The following is a 12,762-nucleotide window of genomic DNA, read 5'->3' on the forward strand; positions in this document are numbered from 1 at the left end:
ACTTTCTCGAAGCCCGCTTGATCATCGCCTCAGTCTCCGTTGACGATGATGGCGTCGAGGTGGCGGGGTCCGTGGACGCCTTCGACGCGGCTCAGTTCGATGTCGCTGGTGGCGGAGGGTCCTGAGATCCAGGTTTGGGGGCGGGTGGGGTTAAGGCGGGGCAGGGCGTGGGGGAGGGAGGCGACGATCTGGTGGGTGTGGATGACGCACAGGTGGTGGTCGGGGATGAGGGTGAGGGCTCGGCGGCCTTGGGTGGGTCCGGTGTCCAGGATCAGGGTGCCGGTTTCGGCGATGGCCAGGCAGGCGCCGGTCAGGACGGCGTCGATCTGGTCCAGGGTGGTGGGGGGTAGGGGTGGGGTGTCGGGGGTGATGCGCAGGGTGGGGGGCAGCGCGGTCAGCCAGCTGTCGGGGAGGTCGGCGGGGATGGCGAGGCTGGTGGCGCCGCGCGCGGTGAGCAGGTGGGCGATGGTGGCGGGTAGCTGGGTGGGGGTGGTGTGGTGGACGTGGGCGCGGTAGTCGGTCAGGTTGCCGGCCAGCAGCTCGACCAGGGTGTGCGGGTCCTGGGGGGTGTGGGTGGTGAGGTAGTGGCGCGGGACGGGGGCGTCCTGGGGTTGTTCGTCGCCGGGTACGTCGTGCAGCGCGGTGCGGATGCGCTGGAGGATCTCCTCGCGGGCGTTCACGCGCCCTCCTGCTGTTGCCGGGTGTCGTGCCGGGGTGTCGGGGTGGTTGTGTCCCGCGGGGCCGGTGGGGTGTGGTTCTTGGCCCACCAGTCGCGGAAGGTTTGCTCGGGCGCGCGGGGTAGGGCGCGGGTGGCGCTCCAGGCGGCGGCGGGTCCGGGCAGGCGTGTGGGGTGCAGGCGGCGGGTGCGGGCGGTCAGGCGGGCGGCGGCGGCGAAGGGTTTGGGGCGCAGCATCAGCCAGCGGGTGGCGCGCATCGCGGCGCGTTCGGCGCGGTGTCCGGGTCGGGTGGTGGCTTGGGCGCGTAGGTGGATGAGGACTTGGGGGATGTCGATGGCGACGGGGCAGGCCTGGTAGCAGGCGCCGCACAGGCTGGAGGCATACGGCAGGGAGGCGTCCAGGGCGCTGGTCAGGCCGCGTAGTTGGGGGGTGAGGATGGCGCCGATGGGGCCGGGGTAGGCCGAGCCGTAGGCGTGTCCGCCGGCGCGTTCGTACACGGGGCACACGTTCAGGCAGGCCGAGCAGCGGATGCAGCGCAGCGCTTGGCGGCCGATCGGGTCGGCCAGGGCGTGGGTGCGGCCGTTGTCCAGCAGGATCAGGTGGAAGGCTTGGGGGCCGTCGCCGTGGGTGGTGCCGGTGATGAAGCTGGTGTAGGGGTTCATGCGTTCGGCGGTGGAGGAGCGCGGCAGCAGTTGGCTGAACACTTCCAGATCCCGCCAGGTGGGGATGAGTTTCTCGATGCCGACGATCGCGATCAGGGTGTGGGGCAGGGTCAGGCACATGCGGCCGTTGCCTTCGGATTCGAAGATGGCCAGGGTGCCGGTCTCGGCGATCAGGAAGTTGGCGCCGCAGACGGCGACCTGGGCGCGCAGGAACTTCTCGCGCAGGTGCACCCGCGCGGCCTCGGCCAGGGCGGCGGGATCGTCGGTCAAATCCTGCGGGGCCGGGCGCCCCCAGGCGCCCATCTGCTCGCGGAAGATCTGACGGATCTCGGTGCGGTTGCGGTGGATGGCGGGCACCAGCAGGTGGGAGGGGCGGTCGCCGCCTAGTTGCACGATCAGTTCGGCCAGGTCGGTCTCGTAGGCGGTGATGCCCGCGGCGGCGAGGGCTTCGTTCAGGCCGATTTCCTGGGTGGCCATGGATTTGATCTTGACGACCTCGCGCTGCCCGGTGGCGTGGATCAGGTCGGCGGCGATCCGGTTGGCCTGCTCGCCGTCGCGGGCCCAGTGCACGATCCCGCCGGCGGCGGTGACCTGCTGTTCGGCTTGCAGCAGGTAGTGATCCAGGTGGCGCAGGGTGCGGTCTTTGATCGCGGCGCCGGCCGCGCGCAGCGCCTCCCAGTCCGCCAGCTCCCCGACCGCCTGCTCCCGCTTGTGCCGGATGGTGTGGGTCGCGCGGGCCAGGTTCGCCCGCAACACCGCATCCCGCGTCGAGGCCCGCGCCGCCACCGGAAACGCCGGCATACCCACGAACGTACCGCTCATCGCCCCGATCCAGATCTCGTGCTGCTGGCCAGGATCTCGGCCAGGTGAATGGTTGTCAGCTGCTCGCCTACGCGCCGCGCGAGGCCGCCCAAGTGCATCAGGCACGAGTTGTCCACCGCGGTGAGGAACTGCGCCCCGGCTTCCACCGCGTGAGCGAGCTTGTCCCGGCCCATGGCCGTCGAGACGTCAGGGTTCTTCACCGCGAAGGTCCCGCCGAAACCGCAGCACTCGTCCGCTCCGGGTAACTCGGCGAGTTCCAGCCCTTCCACCGCGCGCAGCAGCCGCAGCGGCCGCTCGCCGAGGCCGAGCAGCCGACTCGAATGGCAGGTCGGGTGGTAGACCACGCGGTGCGGGAAGTAGGCGCCGACGTCCTCGACGCGCAGCACGTCGGTCAGGAACGCGGTCAGCTCGTAGACCGGAGGCGTTCCGCCGACCGCCGACGGGGCCAGCTCGGGATGGATGTGCTCGGCGAACGCCGCGCACGAACCTGAGGGCGCGACCACGGCGTCGTATCCCGCGAAGTCGCGGGCGAACTTCTCCGCCAGCGGCCGCGCCTCATCCGGATAACCGGTGTTGTAGTGCATCTGACCGCAGCAGGTCTGCGCCGCCGGGAACTCCACCTCAACGCCGAGGCGTTCGAGCAGCGTTACCGTCGCGATCCCGGCCTGCGGGAACGCCAGGTCGTTGACGCAGGTGACGAACAGGGCTACCCGCATGAGGGCTCGAATCGGCGCACCGGCTGCGTGCGGGCCACCAGCGCGCGCAAATCCGCGAGGTCACCCGCGATCGCTCCCGCCGCCCGCGCCTGTATCAGCAGGTTGCCGATCGCGGCGGCCTCCACCGGACCGGCCAACACCGGCAGCCCGACCGCGTCCGCCGTCAACTGGCAGAGCAGCTCGTTAAGCGCACCGCCGCCGACGATGTGCACGGCGTCGATGCGCCTCCCGGACAGCTCGGCCGCTTCGATCAACGACGTGCGGTACGCCTCGGCCAGCGAGTCGAGGATGCAGCGCACGATCTCCGCGTGGTCGCGCGGAACCGGCTGCTCAGAGCGCTGACAGGCGGCGACGATGCGCTCCGGCATGCCGCCGGGGGCGAGGAACACCGGGTCGCTCGCATCGACCAGGCTTCGGCGCGCGGGAACCTGCGCGGCCGCGCCGAGAAGCGCGGGCAGATCGCCCTCGCGCCCCCACTCACGCAGGCACTCCTGCAAGAGCCACAACCCCATGACGTTACGCAGGTAGCGCACCGTGCCGTCGACGCCGATCTCGTTGGTGAAGTTCGCGGCGCGCGACGCCTCGGTGCGGATCGGCGCGCTCAGCTCGACACCCACCAGCGACCACGTGCCGGAGGAGATGTAGCCGAAGCTCTCGCCGTCGGCGGGCACGGCGGCGACCGCCGAGGCGGTGTCGTGCGAGCCGACCGTGAACACGGGCGCTGCGAAATCCCGCGCCACACCGGCCGGTTCGCCCGGGCCACGCAACGGCGCGAACAGGTCGGAATCGAGGTGGAGCGCTTCGAAGATCTCGCGGGACCAGCAGCGCGCGTCGGTGTCGAACAGCCCGGTCGTCGACGCGTTGGTGACCTCGGTCCCGGCGACGCCGGTCAGCCTCCAGGACAGCAGATCCGGGATCAACAGGATGCGCGCGGCTGTCTTGAGTTCCGCGTTCTGCTGCGTCGCGTAGAGCTGGTGAATGGTGTTGAACGGTTGGTTCTGAATCCCGGTCAGCTCGTACAGCCGTTGCGCCGATATCAGCTTGAAGACCTGCTCGGGCACACCATCCGTGCGCGCGTCCCGGTAGTGGACCGGATCGTCGATCAAGTGGCCGTCCGCGTCGAGCAGGCCGTAGTCCACGGCCCACGAATCGATCCCGATCCCGTCGACCGGCCCGGCGAGCCGCAGACCCTCGCGCGCCCCGGCCTCGAGCGCCGCGAAGTCCCAGCGCAGCGCCTCACGGACGAACCGCGGCTCGTTGCGGAAGCGATGCACCTCCACCACGTCGAGCCGACCCGGTCCCACCACGCCCCGGATCACCCGTCCGCTGGAGGCGCCGAGGTCGATCGCGGCGAAAGCCTTCGCGCCGTCGCCGTCGGTGCTCTGGCTCATCGCAGGAAGGCGGCGGCGACGCCGGCGTCGACGGGGACGTGCAGCCCGGTCGTGTGGCTCAGATCGCCACCGATCAGGGCGAAGACGGCGTTGGCCACGTGCTCGGGCAGCACCTCGCGCTTGAGCAGGGTGCGCTGGGCGTAATACTCGCCGAGCTTCTCCTCTGGCACGCCGTAGACCGCGGCTCGCTTCGCGCCCCAGCCGCCCGCGAAGATCCCTGAGCCGCGCACCACGCCGTCCGGGTTGACGCCGTTGACGCGGATGCCGTGCTCGCCGAGCTCGGCAGCCAGCAGCCTGACTTGGTGCGCCTGGTCGGCCTTGGTGGCCGAGTAGGCGATGTTGTTCGGCCCGGCGAACACCGCGTTCTTGGACGCGATGTACACGATGTCGCCGCCGAGCCCCTGACCGACCATGACGCGCGCGGCCTCGCGGGAGACGAGGAAGGAGCCGCGCGCCATGATGTCGTGCTGCAGGTCCCAGTCGCCGGCGGTGGTCTCCAGCAGCGGCTTGGAGATCGAGATGCCCGCGTTGTTCACGACCAGGTCGACGCCGCCGAAGGCGAGGGCCGCGGCCTGGAACGCGGCGGCGATCTGCTGCTCGTCGGTGACGTCCGCGGGCACCGCGACGGCCTTGTCGCGCCCGCCCAGCTCCTCGGCGACCGCTGCGGCGCTCTGCGCGTTGACGTCCGCGACGACGACGCACGCGCCCTCAGCCGACAGCCGGTGCGCGATCGCCTTGCCGATCCCGCTGCCCGCGCCGGTAACCAGCGCGATGCGGCCGGCCAGCGGCTTGGGCTTCGGCATCCGCTGCAGCTTGGCCTCCTCCAGGGCCCAGTACTCGATCCGGAACTTCTCCGACTCCGGGATCGGGGCATAGGCGGACACGGATTCGGCGCCGCGCATCACGTTGATCGCGTTGACGTAGAACTCGCCGGCCACCCGCGCGGTCTGCCTGTCCTTGCCGAAGGAGAACATGCCGACGCCGGGCACCAGCACGATCGCCGGATCCGCGCCGCGCATCGCCGGGCTGTCCGGCGCCGCGTGCCGTGCGTAATAGGCGGCGTAATCCTCGCGGTAGGCGGCGTGCAACTCCTTCAGCCGCGCGATCGCCTCCTCGAGCGGGGCGGTGGCGGGCAGGTCGAGCACGAGCGGCCGGACCTTGGTACGCAGGAAGTGGTCCGGGCACGAGGTGCCGAGCGCGGCCAGGCGCGGATGCTCGGCGCGCGCGAGGAAGTCGAGCACCACCTCGCTGTCGGTGTAGTGGCCGACCTGCCGGTGATCGCTCGAAGCCAGGCCCCTGATGACCGGTGCGAGCGCGGCGGCGCGCTCGTGGCGCTCGGGCTCGGGCAGCGGTTCGAAGCCCGTGCTGGTCGGGCCGAAGGGTTCGGGCTTGCCGTGCTCGTCCAGGAAGCGCTGCGCGGTGTGGATGATGTGCAGCGAGTTGGCCTCGCACTGCTCGCTGGTCTCGCCCCAGGCGGTGATGCCGTGCCCGCCGAGGACGCAGCCGATCGCGTCCGGGTTCTCCCGCTTGATCGCGGCGATGTCCAGGCCGAGCTGGAAGCCGGGGCGCCGCCAGGGCACCCACACGACAGTCTCGCCGAAGCACTGCGCGGTCAGCTTCTCGCCATCGGCGGCGGTCGCCAGCGCGATCCCGGAATCAGGGTGCAGATGGTCCACGTGCGGGGCGTCCACGAGGGCGTGCATCGCGGTGTCGATCGACGGAGCCGCGCCGCCCTTGCCGTGCAGGCAGTAGTCGAACGCCGCGACCATCTCGTCCTCGTGCTCTACGCCCGGATAGACGTCGACGAGCGCGCGCACCCGGTCCAGCCGCAGCACCGCCAGTCCCGCCTTCGTCAGGGTGCCCAGGTCTCCGCCGGAGCCCTTGACCCACAGCAGCTCGGTGTCGGCACCGGTCACCGGGTCGGTCGCGGTGCCCTTCGCCGACGCGTTGCCGCCGGCGTAGTTCGTGTTGCGCGGATCAGAACCCAGACGGTTGGAGCGCTCCAGCAGCTCCTGGACGACGTGCGCGCCAGTGTTCGAGTTCTTCGTTGCGCTTGGGCCCTGCGCTGCCTCGCTCATGCTCCCCACCCCGCCTGCGTGCCGCCGACGCGCTGCTCGACGATCTGCTCCCGCCAGCCGGAAGCCCGGTAGGCCGCGACCGGAGCCGGGTCGAGCCCTTGCTCCTCGCGCAGCTCAGCCAGCAACGGGCGCACATCCGTGTCGTACGCGTCCATCAACACCTCATAGGCGCCGAGCACGTCGCCCGCCTGCTGCGCCGTCTGCAGCGCGTCCACGTCGACCAGCAGCGCCTTGGCCACTGCTTCCTGCACGTTCATCACCGAGCGGATCACCGCCGGGATCTTCTCCTCGATGTTGTGGCACTGATCGAGCATGAACGCCACATTCGCGTCCGGCTCCAACCCGCCGCCGCGCGCCACCTCGTGCACGATCCGGAACAGCTGGAACGGGTCCGCCGCGCCGGCCATCAGGTCGTCGTCGGCGTAGAAGCGGGAGTTCAGATCGAACGCGCCCAGCTTCCGCTCGCGCAGCAGGAACGCCACGATGAACTCGATGTTGGTGCCCGGCGCGTGGTGCCCCGTATCCACGACCACTGATGCCTTCTCGCCGAGCTTGAGCGTGTGGGCGTAGGCAGTTCCCCAGTCCGGCACGTCGGTGTGGTAGAAGGCCGGCTCGAACAGCTTGTACTCCAGCACCATCCGCTGCCCGTCCCCAAGCCGCTCGTACACGGCGGTCAGCGCCTCGAACAGCCGGTCTTGGCGCGCCGCGATGTCATCCTGACCTGGATAGTTCGTGCCGTCCGCGAACCACAGCTTGAGCGCGGAGGAGCCGGTGGCGTCCATCACGTCCACACAGTCCAGCAGGTGCCGCAAGGCTTTGCGGCGCACCTTCGGGTCCGGATGGCAGACGCTGCCGAGCTTGTAGTCCTCGTCCTGGAAGGTGTTCGAGTTGATCATCCCGATGCGCAGGCCCAGCGAGGCGGCGTGATCGGCGAGCTTGCCGTAGTCCTCCACCCGGTCCCACGGGATGTGCAGCGACACGGTCGGCGCGGCCCCGGTGTACCGGTGCACCTGCGCCGCGTCCGCGAGCTTCTCGAACGGATCGCGCGGCACCCCCGGCTGCGGAAAGACCCGGAAGCGGGTCCCCGAGTTGCCGAACGCCCACGACGGCAGCTCGATTTGCAGCGCGGCCAGCCGCGCCTTGACCGTCGACCGGTCACCCATCACCGTCACCCTGCCCTGTCGCCGAAAGCCGCCCGGTGCGCATCGGGGGTCGCGAAGGCCGCGATTGCGCCGCGCTTGCATGAATCGTTTCAGTGACGCAACCTAGATCCAGTGCCCGAGCCTGTCAAGGAGCCGCGGGCCGACTACGGGGCCTCTTTCGCTTTGACCCTTTCAAAAGGCCGGTCCGGTCCGGGTCCGGCCCTACCATGTGAGCGGACGCGACCCGCCGGACGCGGGCGCGCGCATGAGCTGGACGACCTGGTGAGGAGCTGCCTTGGCGCGCATGGTGGGCATCAAGGACGTCGCGCGGCAGGCCGGCGTGTCGGTCGGCACGGTCTCCAACGTGATCAACCGGCCCGACCTGGTCTCCGAGCAGACTCGAGCGCGAGTGCAGGCCGCCATCGACCTGCTCGGCTTCGTGCGCAGCGAGTCGGCAAGGCAGCTGCGGGCCGGGCGCAGCCGGATCGTGGCGATGCTCGTGCTCGACATGGCCAACCCGTTCTTCGTGCAGGTGGCCAGGGGCGCCGAGCGCGAGGCGCGGGCCGCGGGCCTCGGGGTGATGCTGTGCAACAGCGCGCAGGACCCGTCCGAGGAGGCCGAGTACCTGTCCCTGTTCGCCGAGCAGCGGGTGCGCGGCGTGCTCGTCACGCCGGCCGACCCGACCGGGGCGAACCTCGCCGCCTTCCGCCGCCGCGAGATCCCGTTCGTGCTGGTGGACCGCTCCGCGCCGGTGGGGGAGTGCTGCTCGGTCTCGGTGGACGACGTCGCCGGCGGCCACCTCGCGGCCGACCACCTGCTGGACAAGGGCCATACCGCGCTGACCTACGTGAGCGGACCGATGCACCTCGCGCAGTGCCGCGACCGGCGCACCGGAGCGCTGGCCGCCTTGAAAGACCGCGAGCTGCCCGAGGACGCGCTCACGCACATTGAGGTGCCCAGGCTCGACGTAGACGCCGGCCGCGAGGCGGGAGCGCGGCTGCTCGCCCTCTCCCGCCGCCCGACTGCCGTGTTCTGCGCGAACGACCTGCTCGCCTTCGGCGTACTCCAGGCCCTCTATGCCGCCGGAATCGCCGTACCTGAGGACGTCGCGCTCGTCGGGTACGACGACATCGAGTTCGCCGCGGCCGCTGCGGTACCGCTGACGTCGGTGCGTCAACCCGCCGTCGAAATGGGCCGTACCGCTGCGACGCTGCTGCTTGAGGAGACCGGCGACGACGCCGACGCGCACATCCACCAGCGCGTCGTCCTTCAGCCCGAGCTGGTCGCGCGCGAGTCCACCGGCCACCCTTCGCGTCCGTGAGCCGCCAGTCCGGTGAGCCGATCGTCTGGTGAGCCGGGGGCGGCTGGTCCATACGCCGACCTGCGCTGACACGCCCGTGATCGCATCGTGACCAACTGGGCCGCGCCCATCCCTTGACGGGCCCGTGAACCCGGTCTTACGTTGCTCGCACGTTGAATGAAACGTTTAAAGGCCGGAAACCCGCGGCAAGTCGCGCTCCAAGCGCCCAGGTGGAGATACGAGTGAACGATTCAACCGAGGTGAGCCGCACCGCGGCCGGCCCCGAGGCGGTGAACCTGGAAGCGGCGGCCGCTGCGCCGCCGGGCTCTGGTCCGTCCGCGGCGCCGACCGCGCCGATCCTCGCGCTCGACGCGGTGAGCGTGTCGTTCGGCGCCGTGCGCGCGCTGCGGTCCGTCTCGCTGGCTCTGGCCCCCGGGTCCGTGCACGCGCTGGCCGGCGAGAACGGCGCCGGCAAGTCGACCCTGGTGAAGGTGCTCGCCGGCGTGCTGCGTCCGGACAGCGGCCGGGTCCTCGTGGACGGCGAGCCGACCGTCTTCCACGGCCCCGCCGACGCGCGCGGCGCCGGGATCGCGGTGATCTACCAGGAGCCGACCGTCTTCCCGCACCTGTCGATCGCCGAGAACATCTACATGGGCCGCCAGCCGCGCACGTCCTTCGGCCGGATCGACCGGGCCAAGGTGCGCCGGTGGACCGCGGACCTGTTCGCCCGCCTCGGCGTCGCGCTCGACCCCGACCAGCCGGCCCGCGGCCTTTCCATCGCGGACCAGCAGATGGTGGAGATCGCCAAGGCGCTCTCCTTCGACGCCCGCGTACTGATCATGGACGAGCCGACCGCCGCGCTCACCCCGGCCGAGGTGGACCGGCTCTTCTCGGTGGCCAGGGCGCTCAAGGCGCAGGGCGCCGCGATCCTGTTCATCTCGCACCGGCTCGACGAGATCTTCGACCTGTGCGACACGGTGACCACACTGCGCGACGGCGGCTGGATCGCCACCGAGCCGGTCGCCGGCCTCGGCGCGGACGACCTGGTGCGGCGCATGGTCGGCCGCGACCTGGACTCGCTCTACCCCAAGCAGGACGCGCAGATCGGCGAGGTCGCCCTCGACGTGCGCAGGCTGACCCGCGAAGGCGTCTTCACCGACGTCTCCTTCCAAGTGCGCCGCGGCGAGATCGTCGCGCTGGCCGGGCTGGTCGGCGCCGGACGCACCGAGGTCGCCCGCGCCGTCTTCGGCATCGACCGCCGGGACGCGGGCAGCGTGCAGGTCGACGGCCGGACCCTGCGCCCCGGATCTCCCTCCGCCGCCATGTCGGCCGGGCTGGCGCTGGTGCCCGAGGACCGGCGCGCACAGGGCCTGGTGATGATGCACTCCATCGAGCGCAACAGCACCCTGACAGGGGTGCGCGGGCTCACCCGGGGCGGACTGGTCAGCCGCGCCGCCGAACGCGGCCGCGCCGCGGACTGGGCCGCCCGGCTGGAGCTCAAGTACGGCCGCCTTTCCGACGCGGTCGCCACCCTCTCCGGCGGCAACCAGCAGAAGGTCGTGCTCGGCAAGTGGCTGTCCACCGCGCCGAAGGTGCTGATCGTGGACGAGCCGACCCGCGGCATCGACGTGGGCACCAAGGCCCAGGTGCACCGGCTGCTCTCGCAGCTGGCCGCGGACGGAGTCGCGGTGCTGATGATCTCCTCCGACCTGCCCGAGGTGCTCGGCATGGCCGACCGGATCCTGGTGATGCACGAAGGACGCCTCGCCGCCGAACTGCCGCGCGAGGGCGCCACCGAGGAGGCGGTGCTGGCCGCCGCCACCGGCGCCAGGTCCGCATCCGAGCCCGCTGCGGGCCAGGGCGGCGCGGGGGTGGCCCAGTGAGCTCGACTTCTGCGACGCCCAGGACCTCGCGGACGCTGGCCGCGGCGGAAGGCACCGCATCCGCGCCCGTGGCCGACACCGCGCCGCGCCGCCTGGTCGCCCTCATCGGCCGCGCCCGCCAGGCCGCGATCCTCGTCGTGCTGGTGCTGTTGCTGCTGGCCACCGAGCTGGACAACCACCGCTTCCTCAGCAGCCAGGGAATCAAGGACCTGCTGCTCGACGCGGCGATCCTGATGCTGGTCGCGGTCGGCCAGGCGGTCGTGGTCATCACCCGCAACGTGGACCTGTCCGTCGGCTCCGTGCTCGGCATCAGCGCCTTCGCCGCCGCAGACCTGCTGGCCGGCGGCGCGAACCCGGCCTGGGCGGTGGCCGCCGCGATCCTGCTCGGCGCGGGCTTCGGCCTGGTCAACGGCCTGCTGGTCAGCTTCGGTCAGGTGCCGGCCCTCGTCGTCACCCTCGGCATGCTCTACGTCGTGCGCGGCCTGGACTCCATCTGGGTCGGTCCGCGCGAGATCACCTCGCAGAGCCTGCCCGCCGGCTACACCGACTTCGGGCACGGCGGCCTCGGCCCCATCCCGTACCTGGCGCTCATCGCCGCCGCGGCGACCGTCGCCGTCGGCTACTACCTGGCCCGCTACCGTTCCGGCCGGGAGTTCTACGCGATCGGCTCGAACGCGCAGGCCGCGCGCCTGGCCGGAATCGGGCTGCGCAAGCGGGTCGTCGCAGCGTACATATTCGCCGGGGCGCTGGCCGGCCTGGCCGGAGCGCTGTACGTCGCCCGCTTCGCGTATGTCGACGCGACCACAGGCGGCGGCTACGAACTGACCGTGATCAGCGCGGTCGTGGTCGGCGGCGTCGCGATGACCGGGGGAGTGGGCAGCGTGTACGGCGCGGCCCTCGGCGCCCTGCTGCTGACCTCGATCAACAGCGTGCTGCCGGCGCTGAATGTCAGCTCGGTCTGGGAGGAGGCGATCGACGGCTTCCTGCTCCTGGTCGCCATCGCCGTCGACCGGATCGTGGCGGGGCGCGTCACCAGCGCGCTGCGCGAGAGGAGCCCGCATCATGGCTGACCGTGGACTGTCCGCTACGGCCGCAGGCCCCGGCCTCGGGCCACGCAGGCGCGCCCTGCACCCGCGCTGGGACATCGCCGTCGCCGCGCTGCTGGTGCTGCTCGTGGCCTACGGCCTGAGCACCGAGAGCACCTTCGGCAACACCCTGAACATCTCCTTCCTGCTCGGCAACACCACCACCATCGCGATCGTCGCCCTGCCGATGACGCTGCTGGTCGCCGCCGGGGAGGTGGACCTGTCCGTCGGCTCGATGGCGGGCCTGTCCGGGGCGCTGATGGGCGCGCTGTGGAACGCGAACTGGCCGATCCAGCTGATCATCCCGGTGTGCCTGCTGGTCGGCCTGGCCGGCGGCCTGCTCAACGGGCTGCTGGTCACCCGGCTCGGCCTGCCCTCGCTCGCGGTCACGATCGGCACCCTGGCCCTGTTCCGCGGCGTCGCGCAGATCGTGCTCGGCGCGAACGCGGTCTCCGACTTCCCGCAGAGCTACCTGGACTTCGGTACCGGGCGCATCGGCGGCACCGCGATCCCGAACATCTTCGTGCTCTACCTCGTGCTGCTGGCCGTCGCCGCGATCGTGCTGCACGCCACGCCGTTCGGCCGCAGGCTGTTCGCGATCGGCGCCAACCCCGAGGCGGCGTTCTTCGCCGGGGTGCGGGTCAAGCGCACCAAGCTGATCATGTTCGCCGTCACCGGGCTGGTCTCCGGCGGCGCCGGAGTGATCTGGGCGCTGCACTACACCAGCGCCCGCTACGACAACGCCACCGGCCTCGAACTGTCCGTGATCGCCGCGGTGCTGCTCGGCGGCATCGACTTCGACGGCGGGCGCGGCACGATCGGCGGCGCGGTAGCCGGAGTGTTCCTGCTGGGCACCGTGCAGAACCTGCTGAGCCTCAAGAGCGTCTCGGCCGACTCGCAGACCATCGTCACCGGCCTGCTGCTGATCGCCTCGGTGCTCGGGCCGCGCGCCGGGCGGCAGATCTCCGAGGCGTTGCGCCGACGACGGGCCCGAACGCCCGCGGCC

The 12,762-nt window shown here is 71.3% G+C and carries 10 protein-coding genes; 4 read left to right on the plus strand and 6 right to left on the minus strand.

All coding sequences use genetic code 11. From position 1 onward, the window contains the following. Nucleotides 1-29 precede the first annotated feature (29 nt). Genes VFA06_RS04910 through rhaI form a run of 6 tightly spaced genes read right to left on the minus strand, consistent with a single transcriptional unit; the run spans nt 30 to nt 7,509 of the window. Nucleotides 30-680, minus strand: coding sequence for a LutC/YkgG family protein (locus VFA06_RS04910; protein WP_324839187.1), 651 nt, complete (start codon nt 678-680; stop codon nt 30-32). Continuing rightward, nucleotides 677-2,161 carry a lactate utilization protein B gene (locus VFA06_RS04915; RefSeq protein WP_324839188.1) on the minus strand — a complete coding sequence of 495 codons (1,485 nt, stop codon included), beginning with the start codon at nt 2,159-2,161 and terminating at the stop codon, nt 677-679. Before VFA06_RS04915 ends, VFA06_RS04910 begins: the two co-directional genes overlap by 4 nt. Beyond that, nucleotides 2,158-2,877 carry a (Fe-S)-binding protein gene (locus tag VFA06_RS04920; protein ID WP_324839189.1) on the minus strand — a complete coding sequence of 240 codons (720 nt, stop codon included), beginning with the start codon at nt 2,875-2,877 and terminating at the stop codon, nt 2,158-2,160. Before VFA06_RS04920 ends, VFA06_RS04915 begins: the two co-directional genes overlap by 4 nt. Next, nucleotides 2,868-4,268, minus strand: coding sequence for a rhamnulokinase family protein (locus VFA06_RS04925; RefSeq protein WP_324839190.1), 1,401 nt, complete (start codon nt 4,266-4,268; stop codon nt 2,868-2,870). Before VFA06_RS04925 ends, VFA06_RS04920 begins: the two co-directional genes overlap by 10 nt. Next, nucleotides 4,265-6,346, minus strand: coding sequence for a bifunctional aldolase/short-chain dehydrogenase (locus VFA06_RS04930; protein ID WP_324839191.1), 2,082 nt, complete (start codon nt 6,344-6,346; stop codon nt 4,265-4,267). Before VFA06_RS04930 ends, VFA06_RS04925 begins: the two co-directional genes overlap by 4 nt. Then, nucleotides 6,343-7,509: an L-rhamnose isomerase gene (gene rhaI / locus VFA06_RS04935; RefSeq protein ID WP_324839192.1), complete on the minus strand. Its 1,167-nt coding sequence runs from the start codon at nt 7,507-7,509 to the stop codon at nt 6,343-6,345. The genes VFA06_RS04930 and rhaI overlap by 4 nt, the downstream gene beginning before the upstream one ends. Before the next feature lie 274 nt (nt 7,510-7,783). Here rhaI and VFA06_RS04940 point away from each other — a divergent pair, with 274 nt between their 5' ends. The 4 genes from VFA06_RS04940 to VFA06_RS04955 form a co-directional block, all read left to right on the plus strand. After that, nucleotides 7,784-8,809: a LacI family DNA-binding transcriptional regulator gene (locus VFA06_RS04940; protein WP_349260049.1), complete on the plus strand. Its 1,026-nt coding sequence runs from the start codon at nt 7,784-7,786 to the stop codon at nt 8,807-8,809. A gap of 275 nt (nt 8,810-9,084) precedes the next feature. Then, entirely contained in the window at nt 9,085-10,671 is a 1,587-nt protein-coding gene (locus tag VFA06_RS04945; protein WP_349260051.1) for a sugar ABC transporter ATP-binding protein, read from the plus strand. A 35-nt stretch (nt 10,672-10,706) separates the two neighbouring features. After that, entirely contained in the window at nt 10,707-11,741 is a 1,035-nt protein-coding gene (locus tag VFA06_RS04950) for an ABC transporter permease (RefSeq protein ID WP_414639825.1), read from the plus strand. Then, a partial coding sequence (locus tag VFA06_RS04955) for an ABC transporter permease (protein ID WP_324839195.1) occupies nt 11,734-12,762 on the plus strand: 1,029 nt, incomplete at its 3' end. The genes VFA06_RS04950 and VFA06_RS04955, both read left to right, overlap by 8 nt.

The organism is Actinocrinis sp., from assembly GCF_035653575.1.
Lineage (GTDB): Bacteria > Actinomycetota > Actinomycetes > Streptomycetales > Catenulisporaceae > Actinocrinis.